The 26,226-nt window shown below is 39.7% G+C and carries 21 protein-coding genes and 1 pseudogene; 5 read left to right on the forward strand and 17 right to left on the reverse strand.

Annotation, left to right across the window (positions count from 1 at the left end; genetic code table 11):
* The first annotated feature begins 191 nt into the window (after nt 1-191).
* Both ACEYX7_RS02660 and ACEYX7_RS02665 read left to right on the forward strand, forming a co-directional pair.
* The gene (locus tag ACEYX7_RS02660) at nt 192-584 is read left to right on the forward strand and encodes a hypothetical protein (RefSeq protein ID WP_374804891.1); all 393 of its coding nucleotides are present in this window, start codon (nt 192-194) and stop codon (nt 582-584) included.
* 500 nt (nt 585-1,084) lie between these two features.
* Entirely contained in the window at nt 1,085-2,461 is a 1,377-nt protein-coding gene (locus ACEYX7_RS02665) for a glycerophosphodiester phosphodiesterase family protein (protein WP_374900185.1), read from the forward strand.
* A 249-nt stretch (nt 2,462-2,710) separates the two neighbouring features.
* Here ACEYX7_RS02665 and ACEYX7_RS02670 read toward each other — a convergent pair whose 3' ends face one another.
* Both ACEYX7_RS02670 and ACEYX7_RS02675 read right to left on the reverse strand, forming a co-directional pair.
* Nucleotides 2,711-3,238 (reverse strand): hypothetical protein, encoded by a 528-nt coding sequence (locus tag ACEYX7_RS02670; protein WP_374804889.1) that lies wholly within the window; start codon nt 3,236-3,238, stop codon nt 2,711-2,713.
* A gap of 38 nt (nt 3,239-3,276) precedes the next feature.
* Nucleotides 3,277-4,227: an RluA family pseudouridine synthase gene (locus ACEYX7_RS02675; protein WP_374804888.1), complete on the reverse strand. Its 951-nt coding sequence runs from the start codon at nt 4,225-4,227 to the stop codon at nt 3,277-3,279.
* A gap of 1,088 nt (nt 4,228-5,315) precedes the next feature.
* Between ACEYX7_RS02675 and ACEYX7_RS02680 the strand changes: the two genes are divergently transcribed.
* Nucleotides 5,316-8,756 carry an Rne/Rng family ribonuclease gene (locus tag ACEYX7_RS02680; protein ID WP_374806583.1) on the forward strand — a complete coding sequence of 1,147 codons (3,441 nt, stop codon included), beginning with the start codon at nt 5,316-5,318 and terminating at the stop codon, nt 8,754-8,756.
* Between the two features lie 312 nt (nt 8,757-9,068).
* Here the strand turns inward: ACEYX7_RS02680 and ACEYX7_RS02685 are convergent, their stop codons facing one another.
* The 13 genes from ACEYX7_RS02685 to ACEYX7_RS02745 form a co-directional block, all read right to left on the reverse strand.
* On the reverse strand, nt 9,069-11,369 hold the full coding sequence (locus ACEYX7_RS02685; protein WP_374806582.1) for a heme biosynthesis protein HemY: 2,301 nt from the start codon (nt 11,367-11,369) through the stop codon (nt 9,069-9,071).
* 228 nt (nt 11,370-11,597) lie between these two features.
* A complete protein-coding gene (locus ACEYX7_RS02690; protein WP_374804885.1) occupies nt 11,598-13,427 on the reverse strand; it encodes an ATP-binding protein in 1,830 nt (609 codons plus the stop codon).
* Nucleotides 13,428-13,512: 85 nt separating this feature from the next.
* Nucleotides 13,513-13,866, reverse strand: a complete 354-nt coding sequence (locus tag ACEYX7_RS02695; RefSeq protein ID WP_374806579.1) for a hypothetical protein — start codon at nt 13,864-13,866, stop codon at nt 13,513-13,515.
* Nucleotide 13,867: 1 nt separating this feature from the next.
* Nucleotides 13,868-14,083: a hypothetical protein gene (locus tag ACEYX7_RS02700; RefSeq protein WP_374804883.1), complete on the reverse strand. Its 216-nt coding sequence runs from the start codon at nt 14,081-14,083 to the stop codon at nt 13,868-13,870.
* Nucleotides 14,084-14,223: 140 nt separating this feature from the next.
* The gene (gene glmU / locus ACEYX7_RS02705; RefSeq protein WP_374804882.1) at nt 14,224-15,591 is read right to left on the reverse strand and encodes a bifunctional UDP-N-acetylglucosamine diphosphorylase/glucosamine-1-phosphate N-acetyltransferase GlmU; all 1,368 of its coding nucleotides are present in this window, start codon (nt 15,589-15,591) and stop codon (nt 14,224-14,226) included.
* A 190-nt stretch (nt 15,592-15,781) separates the two neighbouring features.
* On the reverse strand, nt 15,782-16,381 hold the full coding sequence (locus tag ACEYX7_RS02710) for a phosphatidylglycerophosphatase A family protein (RefSeq protein ID WP_374804881.1): 600 nt from the start codon (nt 16,379-16,381) through the stop codon (nt 15,782-15,784).
* Nucleotides 16,382-16,616: 235 nt separating this feature from the next.
* Nucleotides 16,617-17,123 (reverse strand): hypothetical protein, encoded by a 507-nt coding sequence (locus ACEYX7_RS02715; protein WP_374805040.1) that lies wholly within the window; start codon nt 17,121-17,123, stop codon nt 16,617-16,619.
* A gap of 91 nt (nt 17,124-17,214) precedes the next feature.
* Nucleotides 17,215-18,204 (reverse strand): hypothetical protein, encoded by a 990-nt coding sequence (locus ACEYX7_RS02720; RefSeq protein ID WP_374805041.1) that lies wholly within the window; start codon nt 18,202-18,204, stop codon nt 17,215-17,217.
* Nucleotides 18,205-19,137, reverse strand: coding sequence for a thiamine-phosphate kinase (gene thiL, locus ACEYX7_RS02725; RefSeq protein ID WP_374900187.1), 933 nt, complete (start codon nt 19,135-19,137; stop codon nt 18,205-18,207).
* Between the two features lie 90 nt (nt 19,138-19,227).
* Entirely contained in the window at nt 19,228-19,701 is a 474-nt protein-coding gene (nusB, locus tag ACEYX7_RS02730) for a transcription antitermination factor NusB (RefSeq protein WP_374805043.1), read from the reverse strand.
* Between the two features lie 50 nt (nt 19,702-19,751).
* Nucleotides 19,752-20,225, reverse strand: coding sequence for a 6,7-dimethyl-8-ribityllumazine synthase (gene ribH / locus ACEYX7_RS02735; protein ID WP_374805044.1), 474 nt, complete (start codon nt 20,223-20,225; stop codon nt 19,752-19,754).
* A 47-nt stretch (nt 20,226-20,272) separates the two neighbouring features.
* Nucleotides 20,273-21,403 (reverse strand): bifunctional 3,4-dihydroxy-2-butanone-4-phosphate synthase/GTP cyclohydrolase II, encoded by a 1,131-nt coding sequence (gene ribBA / locus ACEYX7_RS02740; protein WP_374805045.1) that lies wholly within the window; start codon nt 21,401-21,403, stop codon nt 20,273-20,275.
* A gap of 126 nt (nt 21,404-21,529) precedes the next feature.
* A complete protein-coding gene (locus ACEYX7_RS02745) occupies nt 21,530-22,825 on the reverse strand; it encodes a hypothetical protein (protein WP_374806577.1) in 1,296 nt (431 codons plus the stop codon).
* Nucleotides 22,826-23,357: 532 nt separating this feature from the next.
* Here ACEYX7_RS02745 and serB point away from each other — a divergent pair.
* Nucleotides 23,358-24,113: pseudogene (gene serB / locus ACEYX7_RS02750) on the forward strand (phosphoserine phosphatase SerB); the annotation flags it as partial.
* A 308-nt stretch (nt 24,114-24,421) separates the two neighbouring features.
* Complete coding sequence (locus ACEYX7_RS02755) at nt 24,422-24,745, forward strand: hypothetical protein (protein ID WP_374805048.1); 324 nt, start codon at nt 24,422-24,424, stop codon at nt 24,743-24,745.
* 221 nt (nt 24,746-24,966) lie between these two features.
* Here ACEYX7_RS02755 and ACEYX7_RS02760 read toward each other — a convergent pair whose 3' ends face one another.
* Together ACEYX7_RS02760 and dtd are read right to left on the reverse strand one after the other, a co-directional pair.
* On the reverse strand, nt 24,967-25,578 hold the full coding sequence (locus tag ACEYX7_RS02760) for an OmpW/AlkL family protein (RefSeq protein WP_374805049.1): 612 nt from the start codon (nt 25,576-25,578) through the stop codon (nt 24,967-24,969).
* Between the two features lie 156 nt (nt 25,579-25,734).
* Nucleotides 25,735-26,172 (reverse strand): D-aminoacyl-tRNA deacylase, encoded by a 438-nt coding sequence (gene dtd, locus ACEYX7_RS02765; protein ID WP_374805050.1) that lies wholly within the window; start codon nt 26,170-26,172, stop codon nt 25,735-25,737.
* Nucleotides 26,173-26,226: the final 54 nt, after the last annotated feature.

Below are 26,226 nucleotides of genomic sequence, written 5' to 3' on the forward strand. Positions count from 1 at the left end.
TGGTTTTTTTGTCATGCCTTATGCTACTATAGTTTATTCCCCTTATGCAAAAAAATTACGGTTTTGCGTAAGTCCTAACATAATTTATTCATTGTTTTTACCTTTTTATAGCGTAAAATTCACCGCAATCACTACTGTTTAAACTACAATTTGGTATAAACTTAGATCATAAATGATGAAGCAGGCTGCACATGAAGCACACATTCGAAACACCTTACCAAAAACTTGCCATGTACCCTGTGATGGCAATAGCCATGTTTGGTGCATCGTTAGTCTATGCAAGTAATACCACACCTTATCACGATATTTATACTACACAAAGGTCAGCCCCAGCGAGTGTAAAAGCCAAGACTGCGCCAAATGTCATGACGACAAGCACAAAAACTGACGATAGTACAACTGTGGTCAGGGCAGGAACCATTTTGGCGGAAGAATTTCGTGATAAGACAATTGACTACAAAACAATCAATGGGTTAAGTGAGCCATCACAATATCAGCAATGGGTTAAAGCAAATCATAGCTATGTATTGTTTAACCTGCTGACCAATACTGTTATCCGTGTTGTTGAAGAACCTAAGCCTTAAATGCGTGATTGCCTAAGACAAGATTTGAGCTTTTTCCTATTCTGTGCTGTATTTTAAGAATGAATTGACCAGATAAGTTTATTTTATATTGGTGAAAGTACTACTTATTCTTGTCTTATATTTTTAATGAGTTGTGAAATTGCTTTTATTAATTTTAAGTTCGCTTTTTAATCAGTTTAATGTTGTGTGAATTAGTTTAATTTCATATGAATCAGTTAGATAGATTTATTTTTAATTATTTTTCTGTGGTGTTTTTTTATCCTTTACCCCTTGCGTTGAATCATTATCTTTGCAAATAATATTTAAAACCATTCAAATTGAATAAATTTTGTCTGCTTAAAAAATATAATATTGAGAAATTATCTCTATCTATGTAATTTATAAATATTGACTTAAGATATAACGCCATATTAAGATGAAATTGACATATTTTGGATTGGTTTCATTCTCAAAAAGTCATCAAAATAATTTCTAGGAAGTCTCTGTATGAAAAAACCTTGTTGTCTATCGTCTGTGGCAGTCTCGCTCTAACTGCTTGTAATAGCACAGATATTGCATTGATGAATAAAAGTAGCTCTTTTTCAACACTTGATAAAAAAACACCTATTGTCATCTCTCATCGTGGCTACTCTGGCGTATATCCTGAACAAACTCTTATTGCCTATGCAGCAGCGGCTGATGTAGGCAGTAGCTATCTAGAAACTGATATGCATATGACCAAAGACTGTCAAATCGCATTACGACACAATGCTTGGTTATCTGATAATACCAACATTGCAGAAGTTGCCAAAACGAACTCAGAAGTCGCTGCACGACAACGTACAGTACCAGGCATGCTTGTAAATGTTCCAAACTGGCGTAGCGATGCTGATGGTCCAGCACAATATCTGACAGATTTAACTGATCCAAATGACCCTAAATCTGTGCTTAAATCATTGGTCGTTGATGGTGAAGAACACGTCAATGATTGGTCTATCAGTGACTTTACCATGGATGAATTAAGACAATGGGTACGTGGCACAACTTATGACAACAAGGCTGACCGTCCTACCAATGAAAATGGCAGATGGCCTGTGATGAGTCTTCAAGAGTTGATTAATGTCGCCAAATCAAAAGGCAGACAGTACAATCGTACTATTTATATTTATCCAGAAGTCAAAAACCCGTACTGGAATAACGCACAGGCTGTTGCTAATGGTTGTGCAGGGACTCGTCCATTTGAAGATGCATTGTTAAAAGTGCTCAAAGACAACAACTTAAACAATACTGATTCGCCAGTAATCGTACAAAGTTTTGATCCAGAAAATTTAAAATATCTCAGAGCACAAGGCTTGAAAACCAAAGCAGTGCAACTGATTGATGGTGTGGATATTGATTATAAAACAGGCAAAATGAGCTATGATGATGGTGGTATCTACACCATTGTTGATGGTCGTCCTTATAGCTGGACAGTAAAAGGGGATCTGCGTTACTTCGACAGCATGTTGACGCCAGCAGGTCTAGCAGAAATTAAAAAATATGCTGATGGTATCGGACCTTGGAAGCCACAAATTGCATATCATGTAGTTTCTCCATGGAAAGCAAGCAACCCTGATGGCACGCCTTATACTGGTAAACTTGCTGATGTTACTCGAGTTACTCCAACAAGCTTAATTGAAGATGCACACAAAGCGGGTTTATTTGTTCACGGCTACACATTCCGTAATGAAAATTCTCGTTTGGCAGGTCTATACAAAGGTGATCCAGTTGCAGAATACTTAGTTTACTATCGTGCTGGTATTGATGGTGTGTTCACAGACTTTACACCTACTGCATTAAAAGCACTAAAACAGTATAAAGCGAGTAAAGAAGAAGCAATGCAAATCTATGATCGCTAAGTTTTAAAACTTAAGGAATGTAGCCAAGTTCGACATAAGATTGTGAGAGAAAATCCAAGGCTCAAAAAAGATTGGTGTGATCAAAATGTCCTAATATTGGGAAAATTGAAAGCAACAAGCCATATCCTAATCTTATGTCGGATCAAGTTGAAATTGTAAAATGATACCTTTTGACTAAATTTTAAACTCTATAAAAGCCTTATAATATAAGGCTTTTTCTTCTTTTGTAACTGTTCTTTTATCAAATCACTATTCGATAAATCGATGATTTAAGCGTTTAAATTTTTCAGCATATTGTTCATTTTTAAATTTCAAAGTCATGGTGTTTTCCCGATGTGATGTCATTTTCAATGGGCAAGTTAGCATGGCTTTAATAAGAAATATAAAAGAAATGGCTGCAATGACAAGTATGGCAATAAAAACACTTGGCATATCCGTACCACCTTTGCCAAGGATCAAATTAAGAGTCGTCAATAAGATAAGCAATAGTGATGGTAAGCCATAAAAATAAGTAAAACCACGAAAAAGCTGAAACCCTAAAGTACGTCGAGTATAAACATAAGTCCAAAATGATTTTTTGGCGTGTTTATCGCAGACTGGATAATGTATATCCATGATTTCATTATTGTATTTCAGTCCCCCAAAAGCCAAACCCACCGATGCGACACGCCCACTGGTCAGACTTTTAAGTTGCAAATTGTCTTCTGACAAGCAGTGCACACAACATGCAGGGAATTGAATATTTTCGTGCAATTTGACTTTGACTTTTTCGCTCATGACGAAACTTCCTTGTTGTGACAATCTAGGATTAAAAATTATTCTTTAATCAACTTCAACTGTGCAACCAAAGCCTGCATATCTTCAGGCAAAGGCGCCTCAATCACAGGATAATCAGGGATTTGCAAACGTGCAGCGTGCAGACACAAGCGTTTAATCGACACTTGTTTTTCATGCTGAAATTCCACTTGATGCCCATATTTATCATCGCCCAAAAGTGGATGCCCAATACTCAAGCCGTGTACACGGATTTGATGGGTACGTCCTGTTAATGGCGATGCCTCGACCAGTGTAGCATCAATAAAACGTTGTTTGACACGCCATTTAGTTTGGCTCGGCTTACCCTCTCTACTGATACGCACACGACGTTCACCGTTAGCTAATTCATAACGCAGCAGCGGTGCATCAATCAATTGATAATCTTGCTCTACATTGCCTTTGACAATAGCTAAATAGGTCTTTTGGATACGATGTTCACGCAAATCATCTTGTAATTTTTTGAGTACACTACGCTTTTTGGAAATCATCACCAGACCCGATGTATCACGATCGATACGGTGAATCAATTCCAAATATTTTTTGCCAGTCGCTTGACGTAATGCCTCAATCAAACCATACGCCACACCACTACCGCCATGCACTGCTAAGCCTGATGGTTTATTCACCACAATCAAGCCCTCATCTTCATAGACGATACGTTTTAATAGATTGCTAGCGATTTTATCGCCAATCGGTGCGGTCTGTTCTTCACTAGCGACTTGATAGCGAATCGGTGCAACACGAATTTGATCGCCCGTATTCAAACGTGTTTCGGCTTTGACACGTTTTTTATTCACTCGCACTTCACCCTCACGCAATAAACGATAGATGCGACTTTTTGGCACGCCTTTTAAACGGCTAAATAAAAAATTGTCGATACGTTGCCCGTCTTGATGCTCGGTGACATCAAACCAAGTGACATTTTGCCAAGGTAAATCGCTATTGCTCATGCTATGCCTGTGAAGAAAAAAAGTTAAAAAATCTTAGTGTCCATTGTAATCTAATCACGCTAGATTATTGCGAAAAAATGCAAATTTTTATTTTTTACCTTATAAAGTGGGCTAATCAGCCAAAAATCCGACAGACATCCACAACTTTATCCACATTTATCTACAAAAATACAAATTCGGTATATGCAGAGTGATTGAGATTTGCTATATTTCGCGGTACGGATACCTGTATCAATCTTTTGTTGGATGACATTATTTTAAATATTGCGTTATTTCGTATTTAAAAGCAATTTTATCCGTTGTTTGCGTTTTGTTACGATATGAGTAGTAGCGTATAAAATACAAATGATACGACGGTCCTTGAAGAATCTGCCGTTGACCGATAAGGCAAAATTTCTCGGTTAAACAGCCACAAATCAAGCTCAATCCGATATTTGATATATCTTATTGATAATTTTTTGTGCTGTTTTTTACGATCAATCTGTCATCAAAACTTTATACCAATTTTAAAAGCTAAAGTTTTGGTAAAGATTGATCACTGGTTTTTATCATCAAAAACCAATCTGCGTAACCGCAAAAACCGTCAATCTCAACGATTGTAGCGATATTCGGTTGCATAGCGTGATATTGTAGGTGATTTGCCACAACGTTATATTTTCGCTTTTAATGGCAAGCTTTACCCAAAACCGATTGCTGATGTCACATTCCAGCAGCGAGTAAAGTCCCGTCAAGCTTTGAACCATAGGGTTTGAATATTGACCATTGTGTTGCTGAAAAAATCAAAGCAACACGAGGTTGTATTAAAAGGAATCATCAACGTTGGCACGGCAAGGATCTTATCAGCTCAAGCCTTGAGGTCTAAACTCAAACGACCATCAAGCCAAAGCATTGAGACTGTATAGCGACCCCCTACCATACCTTATGTGACCAGTGTAATAGCCACGCTAAGCCGTATTTTGGTGAAATTACTTGCCAAAATACGCACATCAACGATTGTATTTTAGGTTTATCAATCTTTAAACCTAAAAGCAGATTACGGACATACTGATTACCGCGGATTGGTGCAATGAACCTATAGGTATCGCCCCATGAAACGTATGTTAATCAATGCAACGCACGCTGAAGAAATTCGTGTTGCACTTGTAACAGATAATCGCTTGTATGATTTCGACCTTGAAAATCGTACGCGTGAGCAAAAAAAATCTAATATTTATAAAGGTCGCATTACCCGTGTCGAGCCGTCTCTAGAAGCGGTTTTCGTCGAATACGGTGCGAATCGTCAAGGCTTTTTATCGATTAAAGAAATCGCCAGCAATTATTTCAGTGCCGATCCACGTCATACCAACAATGTGCGTGAACTGATTAGCGAAGGGACAGAATTATTAGTACAAGTCGAAAAAGAAGAGCGTGGCAATAAAGGTGCGGCATTATCCACTTATATTTCTTTGGCAGGACGTTATTTGGTATTGATGCCAAATAATCCTAAAGGCGGTGGTATTAGCCGTCAAATCTCTGGCAATACTCGTGAAGAACTCAAAGAAATTTTAGCGAGCTTAAACTTGCCACAAGGCATGAGCGTGATTGTACGTACTGCGGGTATTGGTCGTAGCCGTGAAGAATTACATTTAGATTTACAACATTTATTGCAAGTTTGGCAACAAATCCAAACCACCGCTCATTCTGGTCCTGCACCGATGTTGGTACATCAAGAAGCTGGTGTAGTCACCCGTGCCATTCGTGATTATTTGCGTGATGATATTGGCGAGATTTTGATTGATAGCGAAAATGCCTATAACGAAGCCTATCAATTTATCAAAGCTGTGATGCCACATCAGTTGGATAAACTGAAAACCTATACATTGACTGAGCCATTATTTGCTTATTTTGGTGTAGAAAGCCAAATCCAAACGGCTTATGAGCGTGAAGTGAAATTGCCATCAGGTGGTTCAATCGTGATTGACCAAACTGAAGCTTTGGTTGCGATTGACATCAACTCAGCAAAATCAACCCGTGGTAGCGATGTGGAGGAAACCGCACTGAATACCAACCTTGAAGCGGCAGAAGAAATCGCACGCCAATTGCGTTTGCGTGATATGGGCGGTTTGATTGTAATTGACTTTATCGATATGGGCAAAGACCGTCATCAACGTATGGTCGAAGCCAAACTGCGTGAAGCAACACAGAGCGATCGTGCTCGTATTCAATTTGGACAATTATCCCGTTTTGGTTTGATGGAAATGAGCCGTCAGCGTTTGCGTCCATCTTTAGAAGAATCAACAGGTTATGTCTGCCCACGTTGTCATGGTACGGGTGTGGTGCGTGATTTACGTTCATTGTCATTATCGATTATGCGTAAAATCGAAGAAATCGCTCTGCAACATCGTCAAGGTGAAGTGCAAGTCGAAGTGCCTGTAGAAATCGCTGCATTCTTATTAAATGAAAAGCGTCATAGCTTGGTGTATTTGGAACAAAATTCTAATGTGCGTATCACGGTTTTACCGCATCCACATTTAGAAACGCCACATTATGAAATCAAATTTAATCCAGAAGGTTTTGCCCCATCAAGCTATGAGCGTACCGAAGCGACACGTTCAAGTGAAAAAGATTTAGGTTATGAATCAGCTGATTGGCAAATGCAAACAGCGGCGAATGTAAACAGCCCTGCAACGCAACCACAATCTGCACCACAAGGCAGAAATCAGGCAAATCATGTTGCAATGCAACAAGCACAGCCACAGACACAACGTCGTCAAGCAGTGCAAAATGTAGCGGGTGGGCAGAGCCAAGTTGCAGCAGTACAAGCAACGCCAAGCGTTACTGCACAACCTATTAAATCAACAACTAGTCCATGTGCATGGTTAGAAAACTTGTTTATCCAAAAACAAGCCAAAACCTCAGACCATCAACATACTGCACACGATGCCGCCACGGCGATTGAACAATTGGTCAATCAAGGTGCGATCAGCCGTGGTCAGTTTGGACAAGTGGATATTGAGCTAGCTGTTAGCCCATCCCAAGCATCAGCAGCAGCTGTACAAAATAATGCCAATGATGCTGTAGCAAAAAATGCTTATCAAAGTGAGCCAAGCCAAGCTACGCTAGATGAGCGTCAAGCACGTCGTAAAGACCATAAAGAAAAGCAACAGCGTCGTAAAGATAGCCGTGATATGGTCAATGAGCGTGTGCAAAAAGAGCCTAAGGAAAAAGGCTATAAAGACAAAGACTTTAAGGATAAAGAGCAACGTGAGCCGAAAGAACGCCGTCAAGATAAATTTGACAAGCGTCAAGATGCACAGCTCACTGATGAGCAAGGCGTACCACGTCGTGACCGTCAGCAAAACCGCCCACCACGTCCAATGCGTCAGCGTGATAACAGCGTGCTTGAACAAGCACCACAAAACACTGCTATGCCAAATGAGAACGCTCAACAGCCGGCTCAAGGACAACAAGCTGTTCAGTCTGTAGCTCATGATCAACAACATGGCAATACACAGCAACGCCCTGCTCGCCACAAAGCACCACATGCAACACAGCCAAATACAGTACAAGTTCAAGGTGTGCAAATCAGCCAAATTGATGCACCACAAGCACCTGTGCAAAATACAGCGTTATTGCTGAATTTTGATACCGAACAGCAAGAAGTGGTACAGTTGCAAGCTCCTGTACAGCATAAGCCTAAGCCAGTGCAACATGCACAGCCACAAGCTCATGCTGAAGTGATCGCCCCTTTGGTGAGCGAAGTAAAAGCTGAAGTGATCGCCCCTGAAACGGTAAGCAAAAAGCCTGAAACAGAGCAAACTGTCGCAACAGCAAATAGCGAGCCAGTGCAACGTGCCAGCAATGACCCACGTTTAAATCGTGGTAAAAAACAGCATAATACAGCACAGCAAGGCATCAGTGAACAAGCTTATGCCAGCTTGGCACAGCATACCGTAGGTAGCTTGGTATGCCATGTCTATGGTGAAGATATCAATATTTTGCTCGAGCAATTTGGCTTGGTGACCACCTTTAGCCGTGCGTTAAGCAAATATTTGGAGCAATTCGCACAAGTCGCAGTCGCCAATAAAGCACCTGTGACACGTGATGCAGTGATTGTCAGCAAGCCTGCCAATCAAGAGCCAGTGGAATTATTACCACTCACACCAAGCAACAGCGGTGAACGTGCGGCAAATGATCCACGTGCTAAGCGTCGTCAAGCACAGCAAGTGGCAAATGCTGAAAATATCACTGCTGAAAATGCATCTGAACAGGCTGAATCGCCAGTGCGAGATACACAAGTACCATCGCAACAAGATGATGCCAGTGGGGTAAACACAGCTGAAGTTCAAGCTGTAGAGTCTGTAAGCACTACACAAAATGATGCCGTGGCGGAAACTGTTGCAGATGTTGAAACAGTGGCTGTAGGCAGTGAACAAGCTGATGATGCACAAGTGGATAAGACTGTAGAAACGAAAGCGGGCAAAGCGGAAGATAAGCCGATGCGTCCACGTCGTCCACGCGGTCGTCCACCGAAAAAAACATCTGCATAATCACCAAGAGCCTGTTCATGATTAATTTTTCTAGCTCAAAAGCAGATAAATCGTCAGCTTTACAAGGAAAAAGGGCAGGCTGATAGTCATTCTATCAGACAAGCTTTTGACGAAGTAAAGCAAGATTTAGCCATTTTGAGCAGAAAAGCCATGATTTCAATCCATTTTACTTCAAAATATTGATGCGTAATTGATCGTGAACAGACTCTAAGAGCCTGTTCACGATGGATTTTACTAAGATAAACAGGTTTAAGTGAGTGCCGAAAAAAATAAGCCCTTCTCGAAGGGCTTATTTTTTTTGCTATGACCTAATTATAAGCCATAACGCTCAATAATCGCTTTTTGCTTGGCGGTATCTGCCCCTGCCATTTCAGCCAAACGATACCAACACATTGCATGTTGCCAATCCGCAGTATGCTCTAACAAAAATTGATGAATTTGCAATGGTGACACCTGTTGCGGTACAGCGATGGTCATCATCATGCCTGCGTATTCCTGCCCATCTTCACTATCGGTGACTTGATATTCACTATTGCTATGAATCCAAGTGATCCAATCTTTGGCTTGACATTTTTCTTTAAAATCAGCCAATTGCTGTTCCGTCGGATGTACGCCATCCATAAACACACTATTGCGATAATTGCCCTGCTCGATACAATGCACCATGTGATAACTAGCAATAAAGTTTTCTTGCTCTTCTTCCGACTCTGGACGTGGATAAATCAAACGTGGATCAAATACCACCACATCCGCCACATGTTGCGGATGTTTTGGTACCGCATTTTCCAAAATCATGGCATGACAAGGTCCAAGACGACGGGCATAATAATCCCGTGCTTCGCCATCTTCGATATAGCGAATAATCACAATGCCCCAATTTTCATCAGGACGCTGTCCATCATCTTCAGGCATTTCAATCTCAAGCAATAATGCCATTTTCCGCACGTTTTGCCAATTTTGCTCAGCACTGCTCGCCACCATGTAATCCCATTGATGGCTGACATCTTCACCGTCCAATTCACTTAAACGCAAATATTGCTCCGCGGCATCAGCGAATTTTTGTTGTCGCATCAAGCTATGTGCCAACATATCACGGGCACTGATGGCATCATCTTTATGCACCAATAATGCTTTTAAAGATTGCTCGGCTTGCGTCCAGTTGTCTTGCTGATATGCCAAACGAGCATGACACCAATGATAAAATAATTCATCATCATGTTTATAAGGCTCTGCCAATTGGGCAATGGCATGATTGCTATCCATTTGATTTAATAGTAAATCTAACAACATAAACCGCACACTGCTGTCAGGATGCTTGGCAACAAATTGCTTTAACAATGGCACAGCATCTTTGTCCGCACCACAGGCACGCAAGGCAATGGCATGCAAACGCAACAAATATTCATCATCAGGCAGGCTTTGGCGTGCTTGGCTAATCCATATCAATTCTTGTTCAGGATTGCGTTCTTGTTCTGGATTTTCGTCACCTTGTTGTTCCAACCAAGCGTATAATTGACTGGCTTCTACAGGTAATTCAACCGCAGGCATGGCATCAATCTGTTGTTGTAATGTTGCCAATAATTCACTTGCCCCACCATCAACACGCAATTTGTCCAAGTGATTTAAAGCGATATTCATTTGACGCTGTGCAACCCATTTGGCTTGTCGTGCAATCGCCAATTCAATGCTCAATGCCACCATTTCAATGGTATCGCGATGAGCTTGGTATGTGGACAAATGGTCTAAGCCACGTTGCACACGCTCAGCCAATTCCCATGTATTCAATTCAGGACGGCGTAACAAAACAGGGTGAATAGATTTCAACCAAGCAAAGATATCACCATCATTTAAACTCGATAAATTCGGCAATGCATCTAAGGCATCATCATCACGCCCTAATCCGACCAAAGCACGCACTTTACGTAATGTCCGTGGTTGTACGGTATTTTTCCATTCACGATATTCACGTTTACGCTGTTCTTCTTGTTCAATACTGTTTAACACGTCATCATATTTGCCCAAAGCCAAAGACACATCATTTAAAGTCTCTTTAATCCCCGGACCAATATCTTCACCTGCATCCGTCAATTGTTGCGATACGTGTTGCAGATGGGCTAAAGCTTGTTCAGGTTGTTTGATATCAAGTAAAGCAATGGCTTTTTCACAGTTTAAGCATTGAAAACAATTCCATGTCGGGTCAATACGGGCAAGGGTTTCATCACACACGGCAATCCGTTCATTCGCCCAACCAATGCCGTCAATATTGCCATAACAAGCACTCAAATCTTGCGTTACACAAATCGACTGCGGACAATCTTGCGTATCATCACGATTGGCAAATTCAAATAATTCCACCACATCTGCCAATGCAGTTTCGCCTTCTTTTTTATTACCTAGTCGGTTACGCATTTCCCAGTGACCGATATACACACTCAGCCAAGGATTTTCCAAAGTATGTGCCAATGCCTTGACTTCGGGCAATAGGGCTTCACATTTTTCCACTTCCAATTCAGCCACATGACTAGATAAGTCATCAATAATCTTGGCTTGATGGGCTTGACCTGCATCGTGCAAATCACTTTCTAATTGGGCTAACCAGTGCCAAATATTCATCGCATTGTCCTTTCATTACATTTTAAAATTAAGCGGGCAATTGGTTAAGTTTTTTATTGAAAATCATCACTTTCAAAAATCTCAACCAATATGCTAGCAGTCATTGTTAAGTATAAAACCTACCCTGTCGGCACGTTTTATACGGTGTTTTTAACCATGAATATATCAATACATCATGACAATCATTTGACTCAAAAATTAAATTTTAAGTCCAATCAATATCAGGCATTATTTTAACAATGCCAAAATACTTTGATTTAAATCGCCCAAAGCTTGTTGCAATTGCTCGGTATTGTCATCTTGCTGTTGCTGTGAAAACAGAATGGTTTTCATGGCTTTCAATAAACGCACCGCAACTTTTGCCTGCTCAGGGCTGTGTTGAATTTGTTGCAATAATTGCTTTACCGCATCATTGTCGATATTGAGATACAGTTTTGCAGGCTGTTCATCGACGATTTGTGCCGTAAAATGTCGTGCCAATTGCAATGCCGCTTGTGAGATTTTCTTGTCTTTTTCATCATCATCCAAACGCTTTTTTAAGGCTTGTTCACGGTCTTGCACCACCACCAAAGGCAGACTGTCTGGGGCAAAACTGGCAACAATCAGATTTTCATTTTCACATAAATGCTCTGTCAGCCATTGCGATAATTCTGGGGCAATAACACGGCGTTGGAACAATTGACGATTGCCCGAAGATGTGCCTAACTCAATCAATTTCAAGCCTTTATAACTGGCATAACGGCGTAAAAATGGCACGACGGCATAACGATTGCCTTCTGCAACGGCAATACCCAAAGCACGGAACAGCATGGTTTCAAAGCCTGCTTTGCTGTCCAGTACCACATGCATTGCCCCTTGATGCACCAATTGTTTTGCCAAAATATCGCCTTGTGATGTGGCAATCTGTAGGCTATCCATCAACAAGGTCATCAAACGGTCATCACATAATGCCGCACCGAGCAAGGCTTGATTATGGCGTCTTAGCACACGTCGCCATGCTTCGGGTTGAGTTTTGGCAATCTCAGCCAAACCTTGAATCAGCATTTCACTCAAATGATATTGGGCTTGTTGATAGTATTGGTCACGTTGCAAATCTTCACGGCTGGCGGTTGGGGTCAGCTGATTTGACTCAATCACCCCACCGATAAAACCTGCCCAACTTGGTAACAAATCACGGGCATTATCATCGAGTAACATACCACGCACAAAAACTGAAAGATGGCGATTGTCACTGGTGCCATAGGTCGCCCCATCTTGAATCCACAAAATACCTTGCAGTTTACAATCGGCATTCGGTCGAATATCCACGGTACAAATCGGTTCAAAATTAGACTCAAAACGTGCGGCAAATGCCAAAGCATTTTTACGAGCTAGACTTGGATGGATATCTTGTTGATGTCGCCATGGCGGCGGCTCAGGATTGATGGCTTTTTCTTGTCCATCAATATAAATCGGCTCAGGCAACAAAGCACAATAATGCGTCAAAATCTCATTTAAATTTTGCGGATAAGTCAAATTGTCATATTGATCGTGCAATTCAATCAAAATTTCCGTACCGACTTCTCGGGCAGGAATGGCATGCACAGTATAATTTTTGGCATTACTCGATGTATAACAAAAGCCCAAATCAGGTTGCTGATAAGATGTGGTCGATACCGTGACTTTTTTTGCCAATACAAATGCGGACAAAAAACCTAAGCCAAACATCCCGATTAAGCCTGTATCATCAATGGCTTGGGCATTTTGTTGTGCTTCACGCAGTTTACGCGTATAGCCCACGCCCACGGTCGCCAAATATTGATGGATTTCTGATTCGGTCAGTCCTGCACCGGTATCAATAATACGAATCAGATTATTTGTTGTATCGGGGATAATATCAATGCGTGATGTGCCTTGCCAATCGGGCTGTTCCATACGACGACGCACGATAGAGTCATGGGCGTTTTGCACCAATTCACGAATCGCCACCATTGGCGTAGAGTACAAATGTTGGCTGAGTACCGACATCAAGCCATTTAAATCTACACTGGCTTGGCGTAACTCCATTAAATTGTCCATAAAAACCCTTATTTATTTTAAAAAACGTTAAAACCATCACTCTATTTAAGCATAAAATCTTTACGTTTTATAGGCTTGATTTGGCTTATTTTTTATCTTGTTGATGTTGTAAATGCCATGTTTGTAATTGTTGGAATATTTGCTGTTGTTGTGTCGAATCATCAAAACATTGTTTCGATAATACGGTAAAAAAATTTCTGCTGGCAATAACCACCAGTTCATGTTTGGCATCAAAATGTAAAAGTTCAACAGATCGCCATGACATGGTCAATTGATGATTATCAAGACCTGATACACGAATCATTTCCGCATCAGCAAAAAATTGACCTGTAAAATTAGGCAGTAAAGCTTTGTAGTACACGTGCAAATATAGTTGCTGATAAAGCACAGGTAGAATGAATACGCATAAGATAAAAGCAACCATATAAATATTTTGCATTTTATCCAATAATCAATTCAGATGTAAGTAATTCCGCTTTCAATGCTGTGGCATAGTGACTATAGATAGCTATTCCGACTATCCCCAATATTCCAAATATAAATCCGTAAATCAAATTAAGTTTTTTAACCTGTTTTGAAAACATATTCATATAATGACGATGTGCGATTTTGAGGGATTTCACATCAGTCACAAGATTAAGTACGATTTTTGCCATTGTTATATCCATGTTCAATTTTTTGTTTGTCTATAGTCATCTTAACTTAAAGTTTAAATAATGCAAAAAAATTTTTTTTTAAAAACATAAAAATGCCTAACATTTCGCTAGGCATTTTTATCAATCCAACTTTTGAAAGCTTATTTCTTTTGCGGACGTGGGTAATTTTCTTTGATAATTTGTTGCGCACGTTCTAATGCCAACGCACCATCTTTAACGTTTTTGGTAATCACTGAACCTGCTGCCACAGTCGCCCCTTTACCGACGTTAAGCGGTGCAACCAACGAACTGTTTGAACCAATAAACGCCCCATCTTGAATGGTGGTTTTGAATTTATTCGCCCCATCGTAGTTACAAGTAATGGTTCCTGCACCGATGTTACAGCCTTGACCGATTTCTGCATCACCCAAATATGCCAAATGATTGGCTTTGCTTGCCACACCCATTTGCGTATTTTTTAGCTCGACAAAATTACCAATATGTACATCTTTTGCAGTCACTGCTTTTGGACGTAAACGCGTAAAAGGTCCAATTTGATTATCTTCACCCACGATAGCATGATCAAATAAGCTATATGGCTGAACCACCGTACCGCTAGCAATGGTGGTATTTTTGATGATACAGCCCGCACCGATTTTAACATTATCGCCAATCATGCAATCGCCTTCAAAAATCACATTAATATCAATTTCAACATCTTGCCCGACTGTCAAACGTCCACGCAAATCAAAACGACTTGGGTCGATAATATGCACGCCTTGACGCATCAATTGTTCAGCTTGATGGTTTTGCCAAACACGCTCTAAAGTCGCCAATTGTACACGGTCGTTGATGCCTTCTACTTCAAAAGCGAACTCTGGCTGTACTGATGCAATGCTCATGCCTTCCGCCACAGCCATCGCCACGATATCAGTGAGATAATATTCGCCTTGGGCATTATTATTGGAAAGTTTTGGCAACCATTGATGCAATTTTTCATTACTAACACAATAAATACCTGTGTTAATTTCTTTGATTTGACGCTGTGCATCGCTAGCATCTTTATGCTCAACAATGGCTTGAATCGCCCCATTTTTACGCACGATACGACCATAACCTGTTGGATTATCAAGGTTTAAAGTAATCATACCAATGCCTGTCTCTTGGCAAGCATCTAATAATTGTTGTAACGTTTCGGCACGTACCAACGGCACATCACCCGACAAAATCAAGGATAAACCACTTTTCGCCAAGACTGGTAAAGTCATTTTCACTGCATGACCCGTACCCAATTGCTCCGCTTGTTCTACCCAAGTAATTTTTTCATTGGCAAAATGTTGTTTGACTTGTTCGCCACCATGTCCAAAAATAGTAATAATGTCTTTGGCATTCAATTGCTTTGCGGTATTAATCACGTGCGATAAAAGAGGCTGTTTCGCCAAAGGTTGTAATACTTTAGGTAGAGCAGACTTCATCCGTGTGCCTTTGCCTGCTGCTAGAATCATCACATTGAGATCTTGATTTGACATGAAATAATACTTCTATAAAGCCATAAAATAGCGTTATTTTAGCAGTATTTGTTTGAAAGTTAAACTTTATCTATTTTAACGATATAGGCTATGAAAACGAAAGCTGACTCAAGCATTTCGGGTTTGTAAGACGTACCATGGTGATGCTGTTTTATATTTTTCAATTTAAATCTATCTTAACCTGCATTATTCAACACACTTGATTACTGCAAATCGCAATCGCCATTAAAGCGATCAGTCCTGCGTGGCTAATCATTGCCATGATTCCTGCCAAGATATCATCCAACATGATACCAAAACCACCTGAGACATGTTTATCTGCCCACGAGATTGGGAAAGGCTTAATAATGTCAAAGGCACGAAATAAACTAAATGCAATCAATGCATTAGCCCAAAAAGAAAAATCAGTCAGTGGAAATGTTTTGAGCGGATCGAGATGTGATAGATAAAACATAGGCAATAACGTAATCCACATTCCCACCCACTCATCAAAAACAATATGTGGATCATCATGTACATGCATTAAATCTGAAGTTTTACCGCAAATATAATTACCTACGAGTAAACCCACCGCAATAAATGCCAAGATTGCATATAAGCCCAAGGTGACAAATACAATAATACCAACTGCCAAACCACCGACTGTTCCCCATGTGCCTGCCGCACGTCTAGGCAAGCCTGAGCCTAAACCAATGCCTAGCCAATAAATAATTTTTTCAAATGTCTTAGCATCCGTGGAGCAGGGCGGGCAAGGATTGGCTTTGCGTACATCGGGTTTGTGTTGGGTCATGATATGCTGTGTTCTCTAAGGTTAAGAATTTTTTTTAATGTATGAAAGATCACCATGCAAATAAAATATTGTAGCATAAACAATATTCATTGCAAAAAAGCCCATTTTTCCGCACAAAAAAACTGCTGAATATTGCGTACAACATTCAGCAGTTCTTAAAATAAGATATACTTATTTTTTATCTGCAGGGATATTACAACGCGTAAACTCAGCCTGTAACATATCTGTAGTCAGCTTATTTTCCATCATCGGCAATATGACAGCGTTCATTTTCTGCTTTGAGCATTTTTTCAATCAGCTTATTCATCTCTTTTTGTGGAGCATTTTCAGTGAATTTGGCGGTAATCGGATGGTTATTAATTTCCGCCAATTGTTGTGCATCTTGTTGCGACAGCTTTGGTAGATTTGGCTGTTTATTCACCACTGCAAACATATAATCTTTGGTAAATGCCAGTACACGTTGATCCAAACCATTTTTGGCATACAATTCATCAATTGTCTTAAGTTCTTGGGCTTCTAATATTTTCGACAAAATCTTCTGCATAGGCTGTGCCAATTGCATTCCATCTGCTTGTAATAGACATGTTTTGGCTTCGCCTTGAATATTTTTCTGTACAATCTCAGCTGCTAGCGAGCTATAAACCATGGTGCTTGACACAATGCGACTATTCATCGAAATCTCTTGTTTGGCACAAGCCGTTAACGAAAGGCTTGCTACCAATGCCATAACAAAATAACGCATGATGTTCTCCAAAAAAATTAAATTATTAATAAAATTAAAAAGCATTACCAACTGTTAAGCAAAAATGCTTTTCAATAAAATAGCCCAATAACTACTTTAACCATATTTTAAGCACATCTTCAAAATCATCAATCATGAACTTAAAGTCATAAGCTAATTTCTGATATTTTTCCGCAACATATCTTATGCCTAGTAAAAAATATTTTGTCAAAGTTTCTTTCTGTGCTTGATGGTGTAACTCACTGAATTCTTTTTCAAAATAAATATCTATACGCATACGTCCAGTTTTTTTCATAAACTTGCCGTACTCAAAACGATTAAAAGCATAATAACTATTTTCACGAATTTCATCATCATTGTATAATGACTTTAAGAACTCATGGGCTTCATCCTTATTTTTTAAATTGTCATTAATGATGTAATTACACTGGCAAAAGCTAAAGATACTGTTTATTTCCCTGCTTGGATAACTAAGGTGAAGTATAAAATCAATAAAATTAATCATATTTCCATACTTATTCGGTTGCATCTGTTGATTTATCAATTGTTGTAATTTTACCAATTCATCTGCTAAAAAATCGGAATTTGGATAACAGTTGATTACACCTTGTTTGATGTGAATAGGAGCCTTAGCAATCCAGTTTTGTTGTTTTGATAATTTTATATCTTGGATATGTTCGATTGTTGGATAATCCCACAAAATAGTTTGTTGATTTTTCAATTGGTTTGAACTTTGAAAATAAGATGTTCTACCTGCTTCCATAGTTATGCCAAATTTACGCTTTGACCAAATGGCATCAACAAAATGTCGCTGACCATTTTTATCAATCAAATACGTTTCAGGATTGCCATTAAAGTATGTTCCTTTCATTGCTTCTAAAGGTTCATGCTCACCCCAACCTACGATTGCCAAACTTTCACACAGTCGCACGACTTTATTCCAATCACTTGCACTTTTATAATCTGCATACTGTAAAAATTGCTGGAATAATTCTGTTCTCAATGCGATTTGATTGTCGAAAGTCGTTAAATAATCATCAAGTTGCTTTAAATTATCAAGTTCATAAATTTGATTTATCATTTAAAAATGCTGCCAACCATTTACACTAAAATCAACCTTTTCTCCATCACTGAATAATTGCAAACCTTGTTCAGTAACAATTTCACCGATCGCAAAAATGGTATTTGGGTATTCAGTATTCAATTTCACATAATTTTCAGGCGATAATGTAAAACATAAATGATAATCGTCACCGCCATTCATTTGATGTTGCCATTTCTCAGGATTAGGTAAAGATTGTAAAATAGGGTGGGTTGGGATTTTTTCCAAAAATAATTTTGCCCCAACGTCACTTGCAGTCAAAATATGTCCCAAATCTTGTCCCAAACCGTCTGAAATATCGATCATACTATGAGCGAAACCATGTAATTTTTGTCCTAATTCAACTTGTGGCGTAGGCAAATCAAGTGCAGATTGTAATGTTCTATTTTTTTCACGTTTTAAAATTTGTTGCAACGCAAAACTGGCATTGCCAATTTCACCACTGACACAAATCACATCACCGACTTTTGCCCCACTGCGTAAAATGCCTTGACCGTGCGGAATTGTACCCAAAGCAGTGACAGAAATAGTGAGCATTTCAGATTTTGTGGTATCACCACCGATTAATTGCACGCAAAATTGCTGACAGATATCTGCCAAGCCCTGACTAAATGCTTTTAACCAATCGTTATCTGCTGTGGGTAAACTCACTCCCAATAAAATCGCATACGGCGTTGCACCCATTGCAGCCAAGTCGGATAAATTCACCGCTACGCTTTTCCAACCAATCGCATAAGGATCAGTATCCAAGGGAAAATGTCGATCTGCCACCAATAAATCAACACAGCTCACCAACTGTTGTGACTCAGGTAAACTGCTTATTGCACAATCATCACCAATACCAACGTCAGTATAGGTATGTGTGTTGGTTGCATTTTGGAAGTATTGTTTGATCAATGAAAATTCGGACATGATTTACTACCATCAATAATAATAAAAAAGTGCGTAACGCTTTCGCTGATTACACACTTCTTTTGAATCGAAAAATAAGTCAGATCACTTTTATTTTTCAGCGACGGCTTGTGCTTTTTCAGCTGCACGCAATTGGCTTGCGACTTTGTCGAGTACGCCATTGATGTATTTGTGGCTGTCTGCACCGCCAAAATGTTTTGCCAATTCAATGGCTTCATCTAGCACAACACGATACGGGATTTCGATATGCTCACGCAATTCATATGTCCCCAAACGTAAAATCGCCAATTCCACTGCATCTAATTGTTCAGTGTTACGGTCGAGTACGTCATTCAGCAATGCATCTAAACTGTCATGCTCAGCAATCACTTGGCTTAATAATTCGTGATAATAGTTCAAATCTACTTTATGCATGGCGTTTTCGGCACGGGTACGTGCTTCAATTTCATGGCTTGGATTGCCACTCAATTTCCACTCGTATAAACCTTGTACCGCAAAACGACGCGCTTTGCGTTTGGCAGCATAAGTGCGTTGAAGTTCACGTTGATAGCTATGGTCGGTCATCGTATTTTCTCTAGTTTGGCAATCGGCTTATTTTAATAAAAATCAAAAAATTAGCCAATCGCTTTTAACAAATTAACCATTTCAATCGCTGTTACCGCAGCTTCAGCACCTTTATTGCCTGCTTTTGTACCAGAACGCTCAATCGCCTGCTCGATACTGTCTGTGGTCAAAACACCATTGATGACAGGCAATGTGCTATCCAAAGCCACTACACCCAAACCTTTGGCACATTCACCTGCCACAAAGTCAAAGTGTGGCGTGCTGCCACGAATCACCGCACCAAGTACGATAATCGCATCGAACTTTTGTGCTTGAGCAAATTTTTTCGCGACCAAAGGTAATTCCCATGCACCTGGAGCATGAGCGACAGTGATGTTTTCTTCTGCTACACCATGGCGTTTTAGTGCATCAATCGCACCTTCTAATAGATGTTCTACCACAAAACTATTAAAACGACCTACCACAATCGCATATTTGTCTTGGTTGGCTTGGTGTAATACACCTTCGATACGTTGTACAGTCATTGACTTACTCCAAAAATTCCGACATTAAACAATTAAATCACTAAAAATTAAGCACTTGGCACATCGTTACAACGACTACCATCGGCTGAAATATATTCCACGACTTCTAAATCAAAACCTGATAAAGCATTAAAACGTAGCGGTGAGCTGAGCAATTTCATTTGTTGCACGCCCAAATCACGCAAAATCTGTGCACCGACACCAATGGTTTGATACTGTTGTGACAATGCGGCATTGGATTTTTTCGCAGCAGTGTTATCAAGTTGTGACAATGCTGAGCCTAAATCTGACATCTGCTGACCAATCCACAAAAACACGCCACGTTCACTTTCAGCAATGGTTTTTAGTGCGTGGTCGATATTCCAAGAGCTTGAGCCATTTTTTTGCAATTTCAATAAATCACGCGTTGGGTTAAAACCATGTACACGCACGGTACTCACGCCTTGGCTTGGATCACCTTTGACCAATGCCACATGGATATCTGGACTGCCCATTTCACGATAACGATGCAATTCAAAATCACCATAATCCGTGGAAACTGTTTGCTGATCAAGACGTTCGATGGTTTGTTCATTGGTCATACGATAATGAATCAAATCGGCAATCGTACCAATCTTTAAGCCATGTTTGGCGGCAAATTGTTCCAAATCAGCACGGCGTGCCATTTCACCATCTTCTTTGATGATTTCACAAATCACCGATGCTGGCTCAAGCCCTGCCAAACGTGACAAGTCACAGCCTGCCTCAGTATGTCCTGCACGGTGCAATACACCACCAGGTTGAGCCATCAATGGGAAAATATGCCCAGGTTGAACGATGTCACTTGGCTTGGCATGGGCTGCCACTGCTGTACGAATAGTATGTGCACGTTCTGCAGCAGAAATCCCCGTAGTAATGCCATCTGCCGCTTCAATCGACATGGTGAAATTGGTGCCATGTTGAGCACCATTTTGGCTAACCATCAATGGCAATGCCAACTGCTGACAACGCTCACGGCTCAAGGTCAAACACACCAAGCCACGAGCATGGGTAATCATAAAGTTAATGTCTTCTGGGCGAACATGTGTCGCAGCCATCACCAAGTCGCCTTCGTTTTCTCGGTCTTCATCATCCATGAGAATGACCATTTTACCTGCACGAATATCAGCAATCAATTCTTCAACTGTATTTAATGGCATGGTGTTCACCTTCTTTCATTTCATTTTTAAATTGCATTAAGCTATAAGATAAGGACTTTAGCAAAAATTGCAATCACCATCTGTAAAACATAGCGTTTTATCAGTGTTTCGCTACTTCAATAATGCTCAACGCTGATAAAAAATCTTTTGCCACATCTGATGTGCTACTTCAGCCAATTCTTGGCTGACGCTCGCCAATATACGTGCCTCACGAGTCAAACTGTTTGGCATGCGTGGTAATGGTTTTAGTGTGTAGTGATGTTGAATATCATGCAAAGTCACTTTGGATAAGTATACTGCGATGTCTTGCCCTTTGATGTATTGCAATAGCCCTTGTGCGGCTTGTTCGGCAGGCATCTGAATAATCGCAACGTCTTCACTCACTGCACAGCGGCTATGAAGTGCAAAACGGTTTTGTTCACGCAGGCGAGCATAGGTACGCTCAGATAAAATTTGATAAACCGTAGCGACTTGTAGTAATGCTTGTACACTTGCAGCATCTTTGCGATCAATTCTGACTACCGCACCTTGCTCACTCATGTTCTTAATGATTTTCAAGCTGTTCTTTGGTAATTTAAAATATTGCTCACTTAAAGCAACAGCTTGATTCAAGAAGGTTTGCGATAAATTAAACAAGCTTTGACTATTACTTGGGCTTAAAGTATCTAATAGTTGTTTTGGATCGTCATACTGCACGTGTAAGTAAACATGATCACTTTCAACAAACGGTGCTTGCGTTGCGGTTTTTTGATTATTGACCGCATTCGTTGCACGTTGGATATCAAAAGAATTATTCGTTTGGCTTGCTTGAGCTTGTGTAGTAGTGTTAGCAGCTTGTAATTTGGCTGTTTTTAATTCTGCCTGTGTTTGTAGTAATTGATCTTTGAGCAACAATATTTCATGATGTTTTTCTTGCTCTTTACGCAATTGCTCAATGTAGTCACTGCGAGAAGGGCGCGCTACCAAACGATACGTCACCCACAAACCCAAATGCAAAAATGCAACCAATAAAATAGGCAACCACAGACGGGTGAGCTGTTCACCTAGGCTTGGGCTAATCAAAACGATTTCGACTTTACCCACTTTTTGATCATTGATCACCGCATCACGAACGAAGATTTCGCCATCACGAGTTTTGTTGTTACCAGCAGTCGCCAAGGTTTGATTATTTTTATCCAAAATACGTAACGATGCAATGGCAGGGTCAGTCGCATAGCGTGATGCAATGAGTGCAAGACCTACGGTATTGGCAGGATCAAGCTGATTGACACTGTCTTTGACCAACTGACCAGCGATAGAGTCACCTTGGACTTCACGCATATCGTCCAAATAGTATTGGGTCGCCGCAACAATCAGAATGCTGTGCAAAATAAAACTAAGAATGAGTAGGCTGGCAAACAGGCCTTGTCTTGGTGCGTTCACAAACGATATTCCAATACGAAAAAATCAATCATCTGGTGTTTAAAGTCATCGGCTTATTTTGCCACGCTGGGCTTTTCACTGCTGATTTTATACAAAAAAATTTAGGCAATGATTATCACATAAAAATAAAATAAATTCATCTTTAAAAATAGTATGGATTGTTGCGAGTTGTTGCAATCTACTGATTATTTTACAATGATTTTTGTATCATGTTTTACGATAAAATCAACGAACATTTAAAAAGTAAAAAATTATTTTGCAAAAATCCAGCATATTGGCTTTAATAATATTAAATCTTTCTAATTCTTATTTGGAATTTATCATGACTGCTGATTTAAATCATTCTTCTACACCCGATCAAGCATCATCAAAATGGGTTTTGACCGCACTTGCACCACGTTTTAATCAAGCTGATTTGGCAAGTATTGATGATTTTATCCAGCAAAATTTTGTTTTACATCAAGTACAGCATTTAACACATCAGGATAATCCGCATATACAAGCCATTGCCTATTATGTGGATGCAGAGCATTTAGATCTTGTGCAGTTTAAACAATTGGCGTTGGATTTATGCCAAGATAAAAATTTTGATGTGGTATTACAAGCCAATGACGTATTCCGTCGTCATCGTCGCTTGGCGTGTTTTGATATGGATTCAACCTTGATTCAACATGAAGTGATTGATGAGTTGGCGATAGAAGCAGGTATTGGTGAGCAAGTTGCACAAATAACTGCCAGTGCTATGCGTGGCGAGATTGATTTTCAACAAAGTTTTACTCAACGTATGGCGTTGCTTCAGGGCTTAGATGCCAATGTGGTAGAGCGTATTGCACAGCGTTTGCGTTTGATGGATGGTGCAGAACAATTGATGCAAGTGTTGAATAAATTAGGCTATCAAACGGTAATTTTATCGGGCGGTTTTCAATATTTTGCTGAATTTTTGCAAAACAAATTAAATTTGAGCCGTGTCTATGCCAATCACTTAGATATTGTCGATGGCAAATTGACAGGTATTGTGCAAGGTCAAATCGTTGATGCACAGCGTAAAGCTGAATTATTACAACAACTTGCCAATGAAATGCAAATTCAACCGCAACAAGTGATTGCGGTGGGTGATGGTGCAAATGACTTGCCGATGTTGGCATTGGCTGGTCTAGGTATTGCTTATCATGCCAAGCCAAAAGTCAAAGCCACAGCACAACATGCAGTATCCAATGTTGGCTTAGAAGGAATTTTATATTTGCTGGGCTTGAGTGATGATGATATTGTTCAGCTGATGGCATCGTAAAATCGAAAAAAATCAAAATCGATCACCATTTTATTTTAGATATGATACAAGGTATGAGAAATAAATCTTCTCATGCCTTTTATGTTTAAATTATTGATTAAAAAGGAAAAGAATAAAATAATCTTTCTATTAAAACTTACACGACACAGTTTGTCGCAAGCCATATCTGATGGGCTTTAAATTTATTTTCAAATCGCCATAATAGTTTTTCAAGGCAACAAGCAGTATGTTATGTAATCAAAGCGTCATTTTATGATGCTTAAATAAGCATGCTACATTGCTGATTTTGTAATGATAGGAGCAATCCCATGACGATTGAATTTATAGCTTTACTCAGTATGTGTGCCGTGTGTGGCGCAATGGTGTTTATCGTGCCAAGTCGCTATCGTGAAGGCGTGCTGTATCTATTATTAGGCATTGGTTTGGTTACTTTGGCTGAACTTGGGCGAATGTTATTACAAATGGTGACGAATATCGGCAATAATTATGCCTATTTCATTTCCAGTATGGTGATTTTATTTGGTCTGTATGGTTTGGCAAGTCGTTTGAATTGGTTTGACAAAGCTGAGTCACCACCATGTATTGAGCATACGCCGTTGGAGATGTCATCATACCCACGTGGTCAACGCTAAGCATTGATTTTTGTATATTTGTGCAATATTTCACCGCAGTATTATGTCGTTTATTTCTACTTTTTATTCTTGCAACATTTCACCGCATAAACGACATTTTCCCTAATTCAATCTTTTGTTCTAAGAGATACATAAAATGTACTCTACATATTTGGGCAAAATAAAAAGAAGACGTAAATCGCAATTTACGTCTTCTTTATTTTTAAGTTGAGGTGAAACGATTAGAAGTTCACGCTATAACCTAAAGTATAGACAACAGGATTCAGTTTTAATTTGCCTACACTTTGACCGCCAACTTGGACATCAGTTTTTAGGTCGGCATAACGTGCGTCAGCGAATACGCCCCAATTTTTGCTGGTATCAGGTTTGAAGTTTACGCCGATTTGAGCTGCTGGACCTACAGCGGTTTTTGCTTTCACTTCAGCATTCGCCAAAGCACCTTCACCTTTTACATCCCATGGTGTAAATACGGTTGCACCTGCACCGACATAACCACTAAAGCCTTTATATTCAGGTGAATTATATTTTACAGTCAAAGTAGGTGGAAGTTGTTTTAAGCTTGCAATATTGCCACTGTCTGTTTTTACAGTATGTTTCATTGGGTTTGCCAATAAAATTTCAGCAGAGAATGGTGTTTCACCAATGCGGTAGTCAATCGATGGTGTGAATGCAACCACATCAGTTGCTTGAGCATTTTTGACAGCACCGTTAGCTAAATCACTTTTACCAGTGATATCTACAACACTTGCACCAAGCTTTACAGTTACAGGACCTGCAAAAGCAGCAGAAGATAAACCAACTAAAGCAGCGACCAATAGAGTTTGTTTTAACATGATAAAAACCTCATCATATGTGTTGGGAGAAACCTCTTGATGAAATGATTAAAACACAACTTTTTTGCCTATTGAAGTAATAATTTGTTACAACTTGCAGTCGGCTGTTAATGAAAAGTGAATTTTGGTAACTAAACCTATAAAATTATTATGGATTTATATTTCTAGCATGAAAGTGACTGGGCCGTCATTGGTCAGCTCAACTTGCATATCCGCAGCAAAAATACCCGTGGCTGTCTTGTCGTATTGATTTTGCAGGTATTCTACAGTTTGCAAATATAATTCTTTTGCCGCAGTAGGTGACATCGCTGGTGCAAAGTCGGGGCGTAAGCCTTTTTGTGTATTGGCATATAAGGTAAATTGTGAAACCAAAAGAATACCGCCATCAGCTTGTTGCACATTCCAGCCCATCTTTCCTTGCTCATCATTAAAACAGCGATACTTTAATAATTTGTCGATCATATTCTTGGCTGTGTCTAAATTGTCTTGTTGCCCCAAACCTAGAAAAACAACTAGACCATGGTCAATTTCACCTACACATTCGCCATCGACAGTCACTTTGGCAGAAGTACAACGCTGTATTAAAGCACGCATAATCAGTTCTCAATATATCCAAAAAAAATTAAACAAGACCAATCCTGTAGATTA

It is taken from the genome of Hubeiibacter jixunmingi (assembly GCF_041928215.1).
GTDB lineage: Bacteria > Pseudomonadota > Gammaproteobacteria > Pseudomonadales > Moraxellaceae > Acinetobacter.

Coding starts and splice junctions, on each gene's coding strand:
- ACEYX7_RS02660 (WP_374804891.1), top strand. CDS start 192: ATGAAGCACACATTCGAAACACCTTACCAAAAACTTGCCATGTACCCT.
- ACEYX7_RS02670 (WP_374804889.1), bottom strand. CDS start 3,238: ATGAGCGAAAAAGTCAAAGTCAAATTGCACGAAAATATTCAATTCCCT.
- ACEYX7_RS02675 (WP_374804888.1), bottom strand. CDS start 4,227: ATGAGCAATAGCGATTTACCTTGGCAAAATGTCACTTGGTTTGATGTC.
- ACEYX7_RS02680 (WP_374806583.1), top strand. CDS start 5,316: ATGAAACGTATGTTAATCAATGCAACGCACGCTGAAGAAATTCGTGTT.
- ACEYX7_RS02685 (WP_374806582.1), bottom strand. CDS start 11,369: ATGAATATTTGGCACTGGTTAGCCCAATTAGAAAGTGATTTGCACGAT.
- ACEYX7_RS02690 (WP_374804885.1), bottom strand. CDS start 13,427: ATGGACAATTTAATGGAGTTACGCCAAGCCAGTGTAGATTTAAATGGC.
- ACEYX7_RS02695 (WP_374806579.1), bottom strand. CDS start 13,866: ATGCAAAATATTTATATGGTTGCTTTTATCTTATGCGTATTCATTCTA.
- ACEYX7_RS02700 (WP_374804883.1), bottom strand. CDS start 14,083: ATGGCAAAAATCGTACTTAATCTTGTGACTGATGTGAAATCCCTCAAA.
- glmU (WP_374804882.1), bottom strand. CDS start 15,591: ATGTCAAATCAAGATCTCAATGTGATGATTCTAGCAGCAGGCAAAGGC.
- ACEYX7_RS02710 (WP_374804881.1), bottom strand. CDS start 16,381: ATGACCCAACACAAACCCGATGTACGCAAAGCCAATCCTTGCCCGCCC.
- ACEYX7_RS02715 (WP_374805040.1), bottom strand. CDS start 17,123: ATGCGTTATTTTGTTATGGCATTGGTAGCAAGCCTTTCGTTAACGGCT.
- ACEYX7_RS02720 (WP_374805041.1), bottom strand. CDS start 18,204: ATGATAAATCAAATTTATGAACTTGATAATTTAAAGCAACTTGATGAT.
- thiL (WP_374900187.1), bottom strand. CDS start 19,137: ATGTCCGAATTTTCATTGATCAAACAATACTTCCAAAATGCAACCAAC.
- nusB (WP_374805043.1), bottom strand. CDS start 19,701: ATGACCGACCATAGCTATCAACGTGAACTTCAACGCACTTATGCTGCC.
- ribH (WP_374805044.1), bottom strand. CDS start 20,225: ATGACTGTACAACGTATCGAAGGTGTATTACACCAAGCCAACCAAGAC.
- ribBA (WP_374805045.1), bottom strand. CDS start 21,403: ATGCCATTAAATACAGTTGAAGAATTGATTGCTGATATTCGTGCAGGT.
- ACEYX7_RS02755 (WP_374805048.1), top strand. CDS start 24,422: ATGACGATTGAATTTATAGCTTTACTCAGTATGTGTGCCGTGTGTGGC.
- ACEYX7_RS02760 (WP_374805049.1), bottom strand. CDS start 25,578: ATGTTAAAACAAACTCTATTGGTCGCTGCTTTAGTTGGTTTATCTTCT.
- dtd (WP_374805050.1), bottom strand. CDS start 26,172: ATGCGTGCTTTAATACAGCGTTGTACTTCTGCCAAAGTGACTGTCGAT.